This window comes from Streptomyces sp. NPDC048191 (assembly GCF_040652655.1).
Taxonomy (GTDB): domain Bacteria; phylum Actinomycetota; class Actinomycetes; order Streptomycetales; family Streptomycetaceae; genus Streptomyces.
Genome location: NZ_JBEZMO010000030.1, coordinates 1 through 15,215 on the forward strand (window position 1 = coordinate 1; position 15,215 = coordinate 15,215).

The 15,215-nt window shown below is 70.9% G+C and carries 15 protein-coding genes and 1 pseudogene; 7 read left to right on the plus strand and 9 right to left on the minus strand.

Annotated features, from left to right (window positions below):
- Positions 1-120, minus strand: a pseudogene (locus AB0D93_RS33310) (DNA-directed RNA polymerase subunit alpha); the annotation flags it as partial.
- Between the two features lie 216 nt (positions 121-336).
- Between AB0D93_RS33310 and AB0D93_RS33315 the strand changes: the two are divergent.
- Positions 337-558: a hypothetical protein gene (locus AB0D93_RS33315; RefSeq protein ID WP_362127600.1), complete on the plus strand. Its 222-nt coding sequence runs from the start codon at positions 337-339 to the stop codon at positions 556-558.
- 161 nt (positions 559-719) lie between these two features.
- On the opposite strand, the gene AB0D93_RS33320 is transcribed toward AB0D93_RS33315, so the two are convergent.
- On the minus strand, positions 720-2,171 hold the full coding sequence (locus AB0D93_RS33320; RefSeq protein ID WP_362127603.1) for an amidase: 1,452 nt from the start codon (positions 2,169-2,171) through the stop codon (positions 720-722).
- A 143-nt stretch (positions 2,172-2,314) separates the two neighbouring features.
- On the opposite strand from AB0D93_RS33320, the gene AB0D93_RS33325 reads away from it, so the two are divergent.
- Positions 2,315-3,502, plus strand: a complete 1,188-nt coding sequence (locus AB0D93_RS33325; protein ID WP_362127606.1) for a cytochrome P450 — start codon at positions 2,315-2,317, stop codon at positions 3,500-3,502.
- 40 nt (positions 3,503-3,542) lie between these two features.
- Here the strand turns inward: AB0D93_RS33325 and AB0D93_RS33330 are convergent, their stop codons facing one another.
- Genes AB0D93_RS33330 through AB0D93_RS33340 form a run of 3 tightly spaced genes read right to left on the minus strand, consistent with a single transcriptional unit; the run spans position 3,543 to position 7,919 of the window.
- Complete coding sequence (locus AB0D93_RS33330; protein ID WP_362127609.1) at positions 3,543-4,949, minus strand: extracellular solute-binding protein; 1,407 nt, start codon at positions 4,947-4,949, stop codon at positions 3,543-3,545.
- Positions 4,949-7,552 carry a substrate-binding domain-containing protein gene (locus AB0D93_RS33335; RefSeq protein WP_362127612.1) on the minus strand — a complete coding sequence of 868 codons (2,604 nt, stop codon included), beginning with the start codon at positions 7,550-7,552 and terminating at the stop codon, positions 4,949-4,951. Before AB0D93_RS33335 ends, AB0D93_RS33330 begins: the two co-directional genes overlap by 1 nt.
- A 4-nt stretch (positions 7,553-7,556) precedes the next feature.
- Positions 7,557-7,919: a hypothetical protein gene (locus tag AB0D93_RS33340; protein WP_362127615.1), complete on the minus strand. Its 363-nt coding sequence runs from the start codon at positions 7,917-7,919 to the stop codon at positions 7,557-7,559.
- Between the two features lie 220 nt (positions 7,920-8,139).
- Between AB0D93_RS33340 and AB0D93_RS33345 the strand changes: the two genes are divergently transcribed.
- Positions 8,140-8,262, plus strand: a complete 123-nt coding sequence (locus AB0D93_RS33345; protein WP_362127618.1) for a hypothetical protein — start codon at positions 8,140-8,142, stop codon at positions 8,260-8,262.
- A gap of 21 nt (positions 8,263-8,283) precedes the next feature.
- Here AB0D93_RS33345 and AB0D93_RS33350 read toward each other — a convergent pair whose 3' ends face one another.
- Positions 8,284-8,706, minus strand: coding sequence for a YjbQ family protein (locus AB0D93_RS33350; RefSeq protein WP_362127621.1), 423 nt, complete (start codon positions 8,704-8,706; stop codon positions 8,284-8,286).
- 321 nt (positions 8,707-9,027) lie between these two features.
- On the opposite strand from AB0D93_RS33350, the gene AB0D93_RS33355 reads away from it, so the two are divergent.
- Positions 9,028-9,486 carry a DoxX family protein gene (locus AB0D93_RS33355; RefSeq protein WP_362127624.1) on the plus strand — a complete coding sequence of 153 codons (459 nt, stop codon included), beginning with the start codon at positions 9,028-9,030 and terminating at the stop codon, positions 9,484-9,486.
- A 235-nt stretch (positions 9,487-9,721) separates the two neighbouring features.
- Here AB0D93_RS33355 and AB0D93_RS33360 read toward each other — a convergent pair whose 3' ends face one another.
- Positions 9,722-10,627 carry a universal stress protein gene (locus AB0D93_RS33360; RefSeq protein ID WP_362127627.1) on the minus strand — a complete coding sequence of 302 codons (906 nt, stop codon included), beginning with the start codon at positions 10,625-10,627 and terminating at the stop codon, positions 9,722-9,724.
- A 207-nt stretch (positions 10,628-10,834) separates the two neighbouring features.
- Here AB0D93_RS33360 and AB0D93_RS33365 point away from each other — a divergent pair, with 207 nt between their 5' ends.
- Together AB0D93_RS33365 and AB0D93_RS33370 are read left to right on the plus strand one after the other, a co-directional pair.
- Entirely contained in the window at positions 10,835-11,491 is a 657-nt protein-coding gene (locus tag AB0D93_RS33365) for a CBS domain-containing protein (RefSeq protein WP_362127630.1), read from the plus strand.
- Between the two features lie 133 nt (positions 11,492-11,624).
- Positions 11,625-12,317, plus strand: coding sequence for a response regulator transcription factor (locus AB0D93_RS33370; RefSeq protein WP_362127633.1), 693 nt, complete (start codon positions 11,625-11,627; stop codon positions 12,315-12,317).
- A 168-nt stretch (positions 12,318-12,485) separates the two neighbouring features.
- On the opposite strand, the gene AB0D93_RS33375 is transcribed toward AB0D93_RS33370, so the two are convergent.
- On the minus strand, positions 12,486-12,890 hold the full coding sequence (locus AB0D93_RS33375; protein ID WP_362127636.1) for an Hsp20/alpha crystallin family protein: 405 nt from the start codon (positions 12,888-12,890) through the stop codon (positions 12,486-12,488).
- 310 nt (positions 12,891-13,200) lie between these two features.
- Here AB0D93_RS33375 and AB0D93_RS33380 point away from each other — a divergent pair, with 310 nt between their 5' ends.
- Positions 13,201-14,280 (plus strand): NAD(P)-binding domain-containing protein, encoded by a 1,080-nt coding sequence (locus tag AB0D93_RS33380; protein ID WP_362127639.1) that lies wholly within the window; start codon positions 13,201-13,203, stop codon positions 14,278-14,280.
- 12 nt (positions 14,281-14,292) lie between these two features.
- On the opposite strand, the gene mltG is transcribed toward AB0D93_RS33380, so the two are convergent.
- Positions 14,293-15,189 (minus strand): endolytic transglycosylase MltG, encoded by an 897-nt coding sequence (gene mltG / locus AB0D93_RS33385; protein WP_362127642.1) that lies wholly within the window; start codon positions 15,187-15,189, stop codon positions 14,293-14,295.
- Positions 15,190-15,215 lie beyond the last annotated feature (26 nt).

Below are 15,215 nucleotides of genomic sequence, written 5' to 3' on the forward strand. Positions count from 1 at the left end.
ACGACGGAGAGAGTTGCCGAGGGTGTAGCCGAAGCCCGGCTCCAGCGGCTCGATCACGAACCGGGAGCGGAACTCGTCGACGACCTCTTCGGTCAGTGACGGACGCTGAGCGATCAGCACGAGGTATTGCCTCCATGGTTTGGCGCCCGCTATGTGACGCCGTAGACAACACGAAGGGTACGGGCGGTTCGGTCGTCTGTGAGGCCGAACCGCCCGACCCCGTCCGTCTTCCGACCGGTCGGCGGGCTCAGCGCACACCGGAGTGAGTCCAGCGTTCAACTACTTCTGCCCCTGAGAGTCACCCTCAGGGCAGTGCGTAGGCGCATACTGGAGACAATGACAAAGCCTGCTGCACCCAAACGCCATCTGCCCACCAGCCCCTTCAAGGCCCCGGTCACGCCCGCCCCCAAGCACTTCGCGGTGGGCGACCAGGTCACGCACGACGTGTACGGACTCGGCCGAGTGATCGGCATCGAGGACGGAATCGCGGCTCTCGTGGACTTCGGATCGTCCCAAATGCGGATCTTGAGCCCGTACGCCAAGATGACCAAGCTGTAGCCCTGCCCGGACACGGCACCATCAGGCCCCCTGAGGGGCCTGCGACTGAAAGCGGACCAACCACCTCACATCGATCTGACGTCGCTGTTCTCCGCCCTGGAAGCGAGCTCAGGGCGGCGAATCGCGTGGGCGTCTCCCCCTCCATGAGGGGTCGGTACGCCCTACTCGGGTGGCTGGAAGCCGCCCATCCTCTGCTCGAGCAGTTCAGCCAGCCGAAGCGGGGTGCGGTCCCCGAACATCGGACCGATGAGCTGCACTCCCACCGGCAGGCCCTCGGGGGACCGGCCCGCTGGTACGGCGGTGGCGGGCAGGCCGGGCATGGTGGCCAGACCGGCCCAGACCAACTGGTCGAAGTAGGGGTACTCGACGCCGTCGATGTCGATCCGGCGCTCCCTCGGATCGGGACTGTGGTCGTGCGGGAACGCGGGAGTGGGTGTGACCGGCGACACCACGGCGTCGAACTCGGCGAAGAGCTGCCGCCAGCCGTGGCGGTGGAGCTCGCGACGGTTGTTCGTCTCGACCCAGTCACGGTGACTGAACACCATTCCGCGCAGCCGCGCGGCATCGAGACTCCGGTCGTCCGGGCTCAGTCCGGCGGCACGGGCGCGAAGCTGCTCGTACGGTTCGACAGGAAAACGTGCGGTGGAGCCCGAAATCAGCAAGTGCATGTACAGCTCCGCGGCTTCGGCCAGATCGGGGAGCAGCGGACTGTGCCGTTCGACGTGGGCGCCGCCGTCGGCAAGCGCGTCGGCAACCCGGTTCACGGCCGCCCGCACAGCGGACCCGGTCGGAATCATCGGGTGCTCGTCGAGGACCAGGACCCGGAAGTCGCCGAGCCGCTCGTGGCGCGCGGGCGGCAGCTTCAGGTCGTACGCCACACCGAGCGTCAGCGGATCCGGTCCGGCCATGACGTCGAGCAGGAGGGTCAGGTCGCGGGCACTGCGCGCCATCGGACCGACGACCGCGAGGTCGAGGTCGACCGGCAGTGCCGGCGCGGACGGCGCGACCATCCCACGGTTCGGAGCCAGCCCGAGGCTCGGCTTGTGTGCGTAGACACCGCAGAAATGTGCGGGGGTGCGCAGCGAACCGGCGAGGTCGGAGCCGATGGACAGGGCGCCGAATCCGGACGCCAGGGCCGCCGCTGATCCGCCGGAGGATCCACCCGACGTGCGACCGTGATCCCAAGGGTTGTTGGTGGTGCCGTAGATCTCGTTGAAGCTCTGCACGTCTTGCAGCCCCAGGGGCACATTGGTCTTGCCGAGCACCACCGCGCCTGCGGCCCTGAGCCGCAACACCTGCACCGCGTCCTCGGCCGGCAGGTAGTTCCGGTGCGGCGGCATGCCCCAGGTCGTGGGCAGCCCGGCGACGTTGTAGGACTCCTTGACCGTCACCGGGATGCCGAGCAACGGCCCGTCCTCACCGCGGGCGCGCGCTTTGTCGGCACCGCGCGCGGCGGCCCGTGCGCGGTCGAAGTCCGGCACACAGATCGCGTTGATCGCCTTGTCGTCCCGCTCGATTCGAGCGATCACCTCGTCGGTCAGTTCCACCGAGGTCACCTCACCGGCACGCAAGGCAGCCGCGAGTTCTTCGGCCGTCTGAAAAATCCGCTCCATGGGCCGGACCGTACCGGCGTCGAGAGCAGGCCACGAAATTCCTTTTCACGCAACGGGGTTGGACGTCCCCCGTCGTAGAGACGCATACGCTCTCAGTGGGCCGGGGCAGCCGGAATCCAGGAACGGGAACAGGGAGAGCTTCCATGGCGAGAGCGCACCGGTTTCCGCTCGGCTCCGCGACCACGCTCAGCGAGCTGGAGGACGACCCGCACCCCCGGCTGGCCCTGCTGCGCGCCAGCGAACCGGTTTCGTGGCTCCCCTTGCTGGGCGGCTGGCTTGTGACCCGGCGTGACATCGCACTGCGTGTGATGCGGGACGCGGCGACCTTCACGGTGGACGACCCCCGCTTCTCCACCGCGCGGGTGGTCGGCCCGAGCATGCTCTCCGTGGACGGCACCGAGCACAAACGGCACCGCGCCCCGTTCACCGACCCCTTCCGCGCGCAAGACGTCCACGACCGGTTCGCGGGGTTCGTGGAGCAGGAAGCCGCCCGGCTCGTGGAAGGCATTCGGCCGCGTGGCAGCGCCGAACTGCGCCGGGAGGTGGCCGGGCCGCTGGCCGTCGCCGTCGTTGCGGAGTCGCTGGGTCTGGTCGGCGCGGGTGCCGAGGCGGTGCTGTCCTGGTACGACGCCATCGTGAGCGCGGTCTCCGACATCACCGCCGGGCTGCCGGCGAACCCCGCCGGGGCGGCGGCGTTCGACCAGCTGCGGGGAAGGGTCGAGGCGACGGTCGCGGCAGGAAGCGAGGCGTCGCTACTGGTCAGGGTGGCCGGGAGCGAACGTCTGAAGCTGCCGGAGGTGGTCGCCAACGCTGCCGTGCTGATGTTCGGCGGTATCGAGACCACCGAGGGCATGATCGCCAACGCCGTACTGCACTTGCTGGCACACCCTGGTCAACTCGCCCTCGTGCGGGCCGACCCAGACCTGGTCGACGCGGCGATCGAGGAATCGCTCCGCCTGGAGCCCGCCGCGACGGTCGTGGACCGCTACGCGACCGCCGACGTGACGATCGGCGGCGCGGACGTGAGGCGTGGTGATCTGGTGGTCGTCTCGCTCGCCGGCGCGAACCGCGATCCCGAGATCTTCCAGGACCCCGACCGTTTCGACCTGCGGCGGGACAACTCCCGCCTCCAGCTTGCCTTCGCGCACGGCCCGCACTTCTGTCTGGGCGCCCACCTCGCCCGCCTGGAAACCCGCGCCTGCCTCCTCGCGCTCCTCGACCGTCTCCACGGCCTGCGGCTCGACTCGGCCTCGCCCAGCACGCCCAAGGGCCTGGTCTTCCGGAAGCCCCCGGCTCTGCGCGTCCGCTGGGACGTGCCGGCACAGCGCTGAGACGATGCGGGGTCACCTCCGCTGTGCGCGCGCGTGGCCCTCAGTTCGGCAACGCCCTCCGCAGCGCCCGGTCCAGGCTCTTCGCCAGTTCCGTGTCGCTCGGCGGACTGGAGCCGAAGAGGGGGCCCAGTTGGGCGTCGAAGGTCTGGGTGAAGGCTCCGTACAGCGGGGTGCGTGGGCGTTGGAGGGCGTGCTGGAGAGACGGGAGGAGGATGGTGCGGGCGTAGGCGGGGCGGCCGGCGGTGTCGCGGGGCATGCGGTCGGTCTGCTCGCCGGTCGGCGAGGCCGAGGGCGTGGTCGTCGGGCCGACGCCCGAGGGCCTCGCGGACGCGCAGGTCACGCCGTCGTCGACGTACGCACTCTGCCGGGTGGCGGCGAAACCGGCGTCCAGCAAGCAGCGTTCGCTCTCTTTGCCGGTGAGGAAACTGATCAGTTCGGACGCCTTGCCAGGCCGCTCCGACGCCTGCGTCACCGCCAGGTCCTGGCCGCCGAGCACGGCACGTCCGGGCAGCGGGGCCACGCCGAGCTGCCCGGTGCCGAAGGTCTGGTGGAGCGTGCGGTAGGCATACGGCCAGTGGCGCAGGAAGGCCGTCCTGCCGTCGGCGAAATCGTTGAGCGAGGTGGTCTCGTCGGAGTGGACGGCGTTGTCGAGGGTGTACGCCGGCTCGGTGCGGCGGCGCAGTTCGGCCACCCCGGCGGTCAGCTGGTCGACTGTGGCGGTGTAGTGGCCGGAGGAGTTGGTGAGTGCGAAGTCGGGAACGGCCGACGCGAACGCCTCGACGGCGTTCACCGTACGGCCCTCGTACCCGGCGAGCTGCGTCGTCCAGCCCTTCTCGTAGCCCTTCGGCGGGTGGCCCTCGATGCTGTCGATCAGCTCCCGCATCCGGTCCCAGGTGAGCCCGCCGCTCAGGTCGGTGTGCTGGACCCCGGCCTCGCGGAGGTAGTCGCGGCGGTAGTAGAGCAGTCCGACGTCGCTGTTGAACGGCACCGCGTACACCTTGCCGCCCCAACGTGCCGTGTCCGCCACCGACTTGATGACATCGCCGGTGTCGATCGCCGAGTCCGGCAGCGCCCGCACGAGATGTGCCTCGGCGAACTCCGGTACCCAGGTCACGTCGAGGTTGACGACGTCGTAGTGGGCGCTGCCCGACTGCAGGGCGCCCAGGAGCTGGCTGCGCTGTTCGTCGGTGGAGCCGGGCAGCTCCACCAGGCGGGCCCGGTAGTTGCTGCCCTCCTTCTCCTGCTGCCGGTTCCAGGCGTCGATGAGCTGCTGGCGAATGCCGTTCTTGCCGGTGACGTCCCGCCCGCTGGCGACCACGATCTCGCCGGGCGTGTCGGCGGGCGCCGAGGTCGTCCCGTTCCCGCCGCCGCTCGTGCAGGCGGCCGACAGCAGCAGCGCGAGGAGGACGCTCAGGCGGCGAACCACCGACGCACCTGCGTTTCTCATCAGCCCTCACCCGTCCCGGTGCGCGACACTTCGTCCTTGAGGCCGGCCCCGAGGTCGCCGCCCGCGTCCAGACACCGTCCGCCGCTCGCCTGGGAGACCCGCGCGTCGGCCTGGCCCGCGGCGCAGCCGCCGCCCGCGAGGGACACCATGGCGACCGGCACGTTCACCGCGCGTGCCTTCTTCAGGACGTCGTCGAGGCCGGCGCCCGTGAGGCGGTTGTTGTCCTCGTCGTCGGTGATGTAGACGATCAGCTGAGGGTAGTCGTCGTCGATGCCGCGGTGCGCCATCTCGTCGAGCGCGGCCAGCAGCGCCGCGTGCGGGTCGGCCTCGGCGTCCCGCACGACGGCCCTCTTGTCGATGGTGTGCTCGGCGTCCGTACGGCGATGGCGGTCGAAGGGCAGCAGGACGGTGTGGTTGGCCGCTCCGGCGGTGCCGGCCACCTCCCACACGCCGTACTCGTCCTGGTCGCCGAGTCCGACGAGCGACTGCTTCACGAGGCCGGGGCCACCGCTCGGGCCGTCCCACCAGGCACCCATCGAACCCGAACCGTCCAGCAGGAACAGCACCCTGCCGGGTCCGTTGGCGCCGCGGTACTCCGTCAGAACCGTGTCCATCGCCTGCTGTCCGGTCGTCTCGGGCAGCGGACCGGGAACGCTCACGATGCCGCCGCCGACGTGCTTGGTGTCGAGCAGGGCGTGGCCCTCCCCGGTCGAGCGGAAACCGGCGTCGGCGAACGCGGCGAGCCCCTGCCTGCCGGTCAGCCACTCACGGAAGCCGGCGACAGCCGCCTCGCGGGCCTGCCTGTCGCGGTCGGCGTCGCGCCAGCGGACCCGGACGAAGGTGGGGGTCAGGCCGGGTACGTCGTCGGGGTACTCGGCGACGCGCGGCACCCGCGTCGTACGGTCGCAGCCCACACCGCTCTTCAGCAGGAACTCGGGGGCCAGGGCGGCGGTGCGCTTGTCCACCGCGTAGTCGTCGGGCAGCGTGCACAACAGGTCGGCGGCGGTGGACGAGGGCGGCCCGGCTTGGGCGACCCGTTGTTCGGCCGCTCCCGCGTCGGTCGCCCCGGTACCGTACAGTCCGACCGTCGCCAGCAGCGCGGCATCGGTGAACTCCGGCTCGGCGCGGCGCACTTCGGCCCCCTTGTCCTTGTTGTGCAGGTCGTCCATGAAACGGGCCAGCGGGCTGCCGACCCGGTCGGCGTCCGTCGTACCGGCAGCGAGGTTCCGCGGCACGGCCAGCACGAGCGGTGAGTACGCGAAGGGGCCGGCGTCCGGGAACAGTTGGGCGTACGCGCGCGTGTCCTGTTCGGCGGTGACCCGCGCCACGTCCGTGGTGGCGGCCGGAATCCAGACGTCCGGCTGCGGACCCACGTCCCGCTGCGGGTTGGTGTCCTCGTCCCGCGGCTGCTGCCACGCGTCGGTCTGCTCGCGCAACGCGGTGACAGCGTCTGCGGCACGGGCGCTGTAGACGGTGATGCCGGTACGACGGCAGCCCTCACCGGTCGTGTTCTCCTGCGCCGTCAGATAGGCGTTCGCGGCCGTGCGTACGGTGGTCTCCAGGTCCGGGTCGGTCAGGACGCGCAATTCCAGGGGCGGGGCGCAGGCGCCGCGGGCTGCGCCGAAGACGGTGACACCGCCGAGGACGAGGCCGGCGAGCAGGCCGAGCGCGGTGGCGATGACGATGACGCGCCCGAGGACGCCGCGGCCGAGGAACCAGGTTCGGGCGGCGCGTGCCCAGGCGGCCAGGGTGGCCAGGACGGCGGCGCCGGCGTTGCGGATGGCGTTGAGGAGCCTGCGCCACCAAGGCAGGCGTGGGGATCCGGACTTGGGCTCCTCTTCCGGGTCCTGCTCCCCTGCCGGGCCTGTGGCCACCGCCAGCAGTACGTCCGCCTCCGGTTCCGTCCTGCTCTGCGGCTCCCACTTCGCGTCGCGCAGCGTCCGGTGGCCCGCCTCCTTCATCCTGGCGCGCACCGCCTCTGCAAGGTCCTGAAAGCCCCACTCCCGTCCCTCGCCGAGCAGTCGGACGAGCTCGGCGGTGAAGGGCGTCGGGGAGGTGTCGTCGCCCGCGTCGACGCGGTGGTTGGCCTGCACGCTCATCAGCAGCAGAACGCGCCGTCGGCCGGACTCGGCCTCCCACAGCCGGGCCGCGTTGCCCGCGAAGCAGCAGTCGAGAACCACCACCACGTGACGCGCCTTGGCACTTCCCAGCACGCCGAGGACGTCGGTGAACATCTCCGAGCTGCGGAACACGGCGTGATCGCCCGCGATGACACGCGCGTTGCGCAGTTGCAGGAACAGTTCGTCCGCCGCACTGGGGATGGCACCGTGCCCGGCGAAGTAGACCAGCAGCAGCCCTCTGGCCTCGTCGACGGCGGCGTGCAGGGCGTCGACGAACTCGTCCTGGGTGGGCGAGTCGGAGACGACGATCTCCGTCTCGCTCAGCACACCGCCCAGCAGCAGCGCGCGCCTCAGCTCGGTCAGGTTGTGCCGGACGGCCGGCAGGCTGCCGGGCACCCCGTGCGGCGGCTCGGTGTTGTCGTAGTCGGACACGCCGACGAGCAGCGCCCGGTTCACCTGCCCACGCGGGTCGAAGGGGTCCACCGGACTACCTCGCGTCGGGGTGCACCGGTCCGACGCTGCTGGTCGGCGGATCGCCGTCCTCCACCTCGCGGCGATTGTTCCTCCAGGCCTCCACTGCCTGTTTGACCTGGGACAACACCTCGTCGAAGATCGTCTTTGCCCCCGCGCCGACCAGGGTGAGGACGAGGTCCATGCCCACGCCCATCGGGGCGCCGTCCTCGTCCGTACGGGGCCGCTCATGGATCTGCAAGAGGCCCTCGTGCACCCGCGTCTCGATCGGTGGCTCGCGCTCCAGCCACTTCTTCAGCGCCGCGACGTCCCGCTCGCTCGCGGTCCCGTCCAGACGCACACGGATCTCCCGGTAGGCCACACCATCCCCCTCAGCCATAACTCCCCATCATGGCACTGTCGTTGGCCACCCGGGAGGGCCCGGCCCAAGCCTTACCCAAGCGCTTCACAACCGTTACGGCCGTGCGCCTGCTGCCGAGGCCGGTACATCCAGGGCCAACGGGTGCCCACGGCGGCCCGACGTCGCACGCCTGCTCATCGATCGCCCTCCGGTTCGGCCTGGCCACGGCCACGGCGGCACTCACGCTGACGGGCGCGGCGTGCAACAGCGGCGCGAGCGCGGGCTCCTCGGCAACTGGCTCGCCGCCGGGGGCCTCGGCGCACCCGGGCGGCGGCTCACCAGCGTGACCGGCCTCCACCACAACGCGGCAGCCCCGCCCTAGGCCCGCGGTTCCGACGCTGCGTCAGCCGAGGAAGCTCAGCCGCACCTGACGGTTCGGGTTGTCCTTGTTGGTGTCGACCAGGCAGACCGACTGCCAGGTGCCCAGCTCCAGACGGCCGCCGATGACGGGGAGTGTGGCGTGGGGCGGGACGATGGCCGGGAGAACGTGGTCGCGGCCGTGGCCGGGACTGCCGTGGCGGTGCTGCCAGCGGTCGTCGGCCGGGAGCAGCGTGTGCAGGGCGGCGAGGAGGTCGTCGTCACTGCCGGAGCCCGTCTCGATGACGGCGATCCCGGCCGTCGCGTGCGGGACGAAGAGATTGAGCAGGCCGTCGCGGCCGTCCGCCGCCTCCCGCAGGAAGTCCTCGCAGTCACCGGTGAGGTCGACGACGCGTTCCCGGGAACCGGTGGAGACGTGCAGTGTGCGGGTGGTGAAGGCATCTGGCATGGTCCCATCCTGACCCATACGCCGGTCTGCACGCTCCGTGGCGCGACCGTTTGCCGGTACGTGGGGTCCACGAACCGAGACCCCCATTGACCCCACTCGGTTCAGCTTCACCTCGGCCGACGGCGGTGCGGTCAGCCCACACTCGAACCGGCGACGTGGCAGACGTCGCGCCAGACCTTCTGAAAGTGCCACACCTCAGAGGAAGTTCAGAGCTTCTGGCCGCTGGCGCACACCCGCTTCCCGAGCTACACGTGAACTGTCATGTCCATGACTGAAGGCCTGAACCGCCGGCAGGCTTTCCCGACCTGAGGAGTAACCCCCATGAACTTCTCGTCGACGCCCACGTTACGCACCGTGCGCCCGGTCATGCAGGCCGCGTTCCGCCTGGTGACCGGTTTTCTGTTCGCCTGCCACGGCGCCGCGTCCCTGTTCGGCGTCCTGGGCGGAGCCCATGGCGGCGGTACCGTACCCACCCTGCAGTGGCCCGGATGGTGGGCCGCGGTCATCGAACTGGTCGGCGGGACCTTGGTGGCCCTCGGCCTGTTCACACGGACGGCGGCCGTCGTCTGTTCCGGGTCCATGGCCTACGCCTACTTCAGCGTCCACCAGTCGAACGCGCTGTTCCCGATCGACAACGGAGGCGAGCCGGCCGTCATGTTCTGCTGGACGTTCCTGCTCATCGCCTGCCTGGGGCCCGGCGCCTACGCGGCCGAGACACTGCTGAAGAGAGGCGCGACCGCCGAAGCGGACGACGGCATGGCGCCGGTACCCACCCCGTAGTCCGCACGCCCGGCCCTCGGCCGGACGTGGGGCGAGCGCACGAAGGCCCCTCGGCGTCGCCGAGGGGCCTTCGTGCGTCCGTCACACATGAAACAGCCGTGCGGGAGGGCGGATCACGAACCGCCCTTCTCCCCCGTCGCCGTGTGCGGGCGCGCTGGGTCGGGCTCATGGGCCGAAGAGCCCCGCCTGCGGTCCGGGCGGCCCGTCGACGCACTCATGGTTTCTCCTCTTCGAGTCAGCTGTGCGCGACGACCGCGACGGGAGCGGCGATGTGGTGCAGGGCGGCGTGGGCGACATGGCCGATGCGGGCACCGAACGAACTGGTGCGGATGCGCCGGCCCACGACCACGAGAGAGGCGTCGCGGGAATCGTTGACGAGGACCTGCGCGGCGCTGCCGCACCGGCTTGCCTCGGACACCTCGACGTCCGGGAACTTTTCCTTCCAGGGACGCAGCACCTTGCCCAGGAGGGCGGCCTGACCGCGCTCCATCGAGTCGTAGAGTTCGGCGTCGCCGCTGAAGCGGTAGAAGGAGGTCGGCGGTTCGGGCCAGGCGTGGACGGCCCGCAGGGGGGCTCTCCGGCGTGCGGCGGCGTCGAAGGCGAACTCCAGCAGGGTGTCGTCCGCCTGATCGATGTCCAGGCCGAGCACGACGGGTCGGAAGGGCGCCGCGACGGACGGCACTCCTGCCGGCTCCATCTTGTGCTCGTCGGCGGCCTCCTCTCCGGCGCGCACCAGTACCACGGGACGCTCGGCGCGGGCCACTACGGCCAGGCTGACCGAGCCGACCATGAATCCCTCGAGCCCGCCACGGCCTCGTGCCCCCAGCACCAGCAACTCCGCGAAGCCCGCGGCCTCGCACAGGACGTCGGCCACGGTCCCTGTGAGCTGCTCGGTGACCACCTCGATGCCCGGGTGGCGAAGCCGGATGCCCTCCGCGGTCTCGCGTGTCAGCTGCTCCGCCCAGTGCCGGTACCTCTCGGGGTCCAGCAGTGGGGTCCGGGCCACGAACCAGGGAGTCGGCTCCGAGACGTACACGATCTTGAGGGTCAGGCCACGCAGCACCGCCTCGCGCGCCGCCCACTCGGCGGCGGCCCGGCTCTCGGGAGTGTCTTCGACGCCTACGGTGATCGTTCCGGACATGGTCTCGCCTCCGGGGTGAGGTTCCCGGTACCAGCGTGGACCCGCGGCGCCGACGGCGTCAGAGGCCACCCGGCCCCATCGGGGACCGACCGACCCTCTCCGGTCCGGACGGTCCGCTCCAGGGCCGGGCGGCCCATGGCGCTTTCCCGGTTTCCCGGCACACCTTGGAAGGTGCCGGACAGTTCAGCGAGTTCCTTCGGAGTAGCCATGTACGGCACGCATCTCATCGTCAGCGATGTCATGACGCGGACCGTCGCAGTTGTCGGCCGTCGGGCCCCCTTCAAAGAGATCGTGGACCTGATGGACGACTGGCGGGTCAGCGCCCTGCCCGTGATCGAGGGCGAGGGGCGGGTGGTCGGTGTGGTCTCCGAGGCCGACCTGCTGCCCAAGGAGGAGCTGCGGGACGACCCCGACGCGGGCTGTCTCCAGTTGCGCCGGCCGGTCGACGTCGCGAAGGCCGACGCCCGCACCGCGGGCGACCTCATGTCCTCCCCCGCCGTCACGGTCCGGGCCGACGCCACCCTCGCCGAGGCCGCGCGCCTCATGGCGCGAGAAGGCGTCAAGAGGCTGCCCGTGGTGGAGGACACCGGTCTGCTGGCGGGGGTCGTCAGCCGGGCCGACCTGCTCAAGGTCTTTCTGCGAGACGACGAGGCCATCGCCGAGGAGGTGCGGCGCGAGATCGCCTCGTCCCTCTTCGCGCCGCCTGCGTCGGCCGTGCGGGTGGAGGTGAACGACGGTGTCGTGACGCTCACCGGGCGGATCCGGGACACCGCCCTCGTCCCGGTGGCGGCGCGGCTGATCAGGGCGGTCGAAGGGGTCGTCGGCGTGGAATTCGACCTTGCTCACGACAGCGCCACGCGATAGCCGGAGCGAGTTCCGCCGCATGGTGGCCGGGGCCGGTCGGTCCCGTCGGTCCCGACCTGACCGGTACGGACACATGATGACCGACCTTTGGAGCAGCGGCAGTCTGTCACCGTCCATAGAACGTGGGGCCGTCATGACTGAGACACGTACCTTCAGTGAGCGGAACCCGATCCGGGTGTTCCTGCTCGACGACCACGAGGTCGTACGACGCGGCCTGGCCGACCTCCTCGACGCCGAACCCGACATCTCCGTGGTCGGTGACGCCGACACCGCCGAACACGCGCTGGTCCTGGGCCCCGCCCTGCGCCCCCATGTGGCCGTCCTCGACGTGCGCCTGCCCGTCGGCGACGGCATCTCCGCCTGCCGGGAGCTGCGCGACCGGATGCCGGAGCTGGCGTGTCTGATGCTGACCTCGTTCGACGACGATGAGGCTCTGCTGGACGCCATCATGGCCGGCGCGTCGGGATACGTTCTGAAGCAGATCAAGGGCTCCGACCTGGTGTCGGCGGTGCGCACCGTCGCCTCGGGCCGGTCGATGCTGGACCCCGCGACGACCGCACGGCTCATGCGCTCCCTGCGCACCGACCCGGACGAGGTGCCGTCGCCGACGTCCGAACTGGCCGCTCCGTCGTCCCGCGAACGGGACATTCTGGCCCTGATCGGAGACGGCCTGACGAACCGCCAGATCAGCGAGAGGCTGTACCTGTCGGAGAACACCGTCAAGAACCACATCTCGCGGCTTCTGGCAGAACTCGGGGTGCGGCGCAGGGTCCAGGCGGCCGTCCTGGAGACTCACCTGGACCAGCACGAATGCGACCGGCGATGAACCCGGCCCGCACGAAGGAACGAGCGGATTCTTCACCTCGATGACGTGAGTGACCTCGATGATGCGGGTGACCTCGATGACGTGGGCGACACCAGCAGTCCCGGACGAGCCGACGAGCACGCCGACGGCGGGGCAGTCGGCATGCCCGCCGGCCATCGCCGGCCGGTGTCAGTCGCCGTGCCGGATCTCGATGTGCTTCGCCTCCGCCTTCTCGGCGCCCAGGCCCACGCTGATGGTGAGCATGCCGTCGGTGTAGTCGGCCCGGACGTCGTCCTCGTCCGCACCGGGCGGCAGGGTCAGGCTGCGGCTTACCGCGCCGTACCGGAGCTCGCTGTGGTGCTTGTCGATGTCCCGTTCGGTGCGCTCGGCCTCGACCGTGAGTACCCCGTCGCTGATGACGACGTCGATGTCCTCGGCCGCCATGCCGGGAAGCTCGGCGCGCATGACGTACCGGTCGTCCTCCGTGTAGTCCTCGATGCGCAGAGCGGGCATCGAGAACTTGCTGGGGATGGTCTCGAACCAGTCCGGCATGTCCGGGAACGAGAACCTCTGCCTCCGTGCCAGTGTGGCCATCGCCGTACCTCCTCGGCGGTCGTCGCGTCTGCCGACACTCCCAGTGCAGCGCCCCCGGTCCCCGGGCGCTGAGGCCGAACAGCCCATGTCCGATGCCCTGAAGTCCCTTTTCTCCCGCGTGGGCGGTCGGACCGGCGGCAAGGCAACACGATCCCGGCGGCGGGACCGGAACCCGCCCGGCCGGCCGGAGGGGCTCGGGGGGCCCCTCCGGGGACCTGTGGCCCCTGGCAGGCCGCCGGTGTCAGAGCCTTCCATGGAGCCCTGCAGAACCGCCGGGAAGATCCGCCGCGCCTTCCCGGTTGGTAGAAACGTGAACGAATTGCGTGAGGTCGAGGTCGTCGTCATCGGCGCTGGTCAGGCCGGGCTGTCCGGCGCCTATCACCTGCGGCGCGCCGGCCTCGCGCCGGACCGCGACTTCGTGGTCCTCGACCACTCCCCCGCGCCGGGCGGCGCGTGGCAGTTCCGGTGGCCGTCGCTGACGTACGGCAAGGTGCACGGGATGCACGCGCTGCCCGGCATGGAGCTGACCGACGCCGATCCCGCGCGGCCCTCGGCGGACGTGATCGGCGAGTACTTCGACCGGTACGAGCGCGCTTTCGACCTGCGCGTGCGACGCCCCGTCGACGTACGGGCGGTACGGGACGGGGGCGGTGGGCGGCTGCTCGTGGAGACCTCGGACGGCACCTGGTCGACCCGGGCGCTGATCAACGCGACCGGCACCTGGGACCGGCCCTTCTGGCCGCGGTATCCCGGTCAGGAAACCTTTCGCGGGCGGCAGTTGCACACGGCGCAGTACGCGGGGCCCGAGGAGTTCGCGGGACAGCGGGTCGTGGTCGTCGGCGGCGGCGCCTCGGGCACCCAGCACCTGCTGGAGCTGGCCCCGTACGCGGCCGCGACGACCTGGGTCACCCGGCGGCCTCCGGTGTTCCGCGAAGGCCCGTTCGGCCAGGAGGCGGGCCGGGCGGCGGTCGCGCTGGTGGAGGAGCGGGTGCGTCAGGGGCTGCCGCCACGGAGTGTGGTCTCGGTCACCGGGCTGCCCCTCAACGACGCCGTCCGGCAGGGGCTCGCGAACGGGGTCCTGGACCGGCAGCCGATGTTCGACCGCGTCACCGCGGACGGGGTGGAGTGGAACGACGGACGGCACGTCACCGCCGATGTGATCCTCTGGGCGACCGGGTTCCGGGCGGCGCTGGACCATCTCCGTCCGCTGCGGCTGCGTGAGCCGGGCGGCGGGATCCGGGTCGAGGGCACCCGGGCGGTGGCCGATCCACGCGTCCACCTCGTCGGCTACGGCCCCTCGGCCAGCACCATCGGCGCCAACCGGGCCGGCCGCTCGGCCGTCCGGGACATCAGGCGGCTGCTGGCCGAGGAGCAGCCGGTCGCCGCGTGACGCCCCACCGGCTCAGCGGGCCGAACGCTGCCGGACGACCGCGGGCCCGCCCGGGCTCGGCCTTGGGCTCCGTCCCTGCGCCGCGCCCTGGTGCAGGGCGTTGAAGTCCGCCACATTGCGCATGTGCGTCGCGTAGTCGGAGGTGAAGCGGGTGTCCCCCGGCTTGACCGTGACGAAGTACAGCCAGTCGCCCGGCGGGGGGTTGAGCGCGGCGCGCATCGCCTCCACTCCGGGGTTGTCGATCGGCGTCGGCGGCAGGCCCATGCGCTGGTAGGAGTTGTAGGGGCTCTCGATGCGGGTGTCGTCCTGGCTGGTGCGGACGGTGGCGCGGTTCAGCGCGTAGTTGATCGTCGAGTCCATCTGCAGCGGCATTCCCCGGTCCAGCCGGTTGAAGACGACCCGGGCCACCTTGCCCATGTCGTCCGGCTTCGCCGCCTCGGCCTGGACGATGCTGGCGATGGTGAGGATCTGGTACCCGTTCATCCCGCTGCGTGGCGCTCCGGCCGCGTGCGGCGCCGTGTCGAACCTCCTCTTGGCGGTCTCGACCATGGAACGCAGCAGGGACTCGGGGGTCTCTGCGTTCCGGACGGGATACGTCGCCGGGAACAGATAGCCCTCCGGGTTCCCTTGGGCGCCGGCCGGCAGCTTCAGACCGGCCTTGTCGACGGACTTGCGCGTGCTACCGGGAGGGAGCTTGAGGGCCTTGTCGATCTCGTCGTACACCTGGCTCGCGCGCAAGCCCTCCGGGACGACCAGCGCGGCGTGCGGTGTCTCGTCGGGAACGCTCTTCAGTGTCAGCAGCGGCACCGCCACGGCGGTGCCGGCCATGACGGCGCCGGCCACGACGAGGGCGAGCCTGCCCCGTCGTGTCAGTCGAATCCTGCTCCGCGGCGGAATGTGCGTCTGCATGCGGGAACGGTAATACGCATATCCCC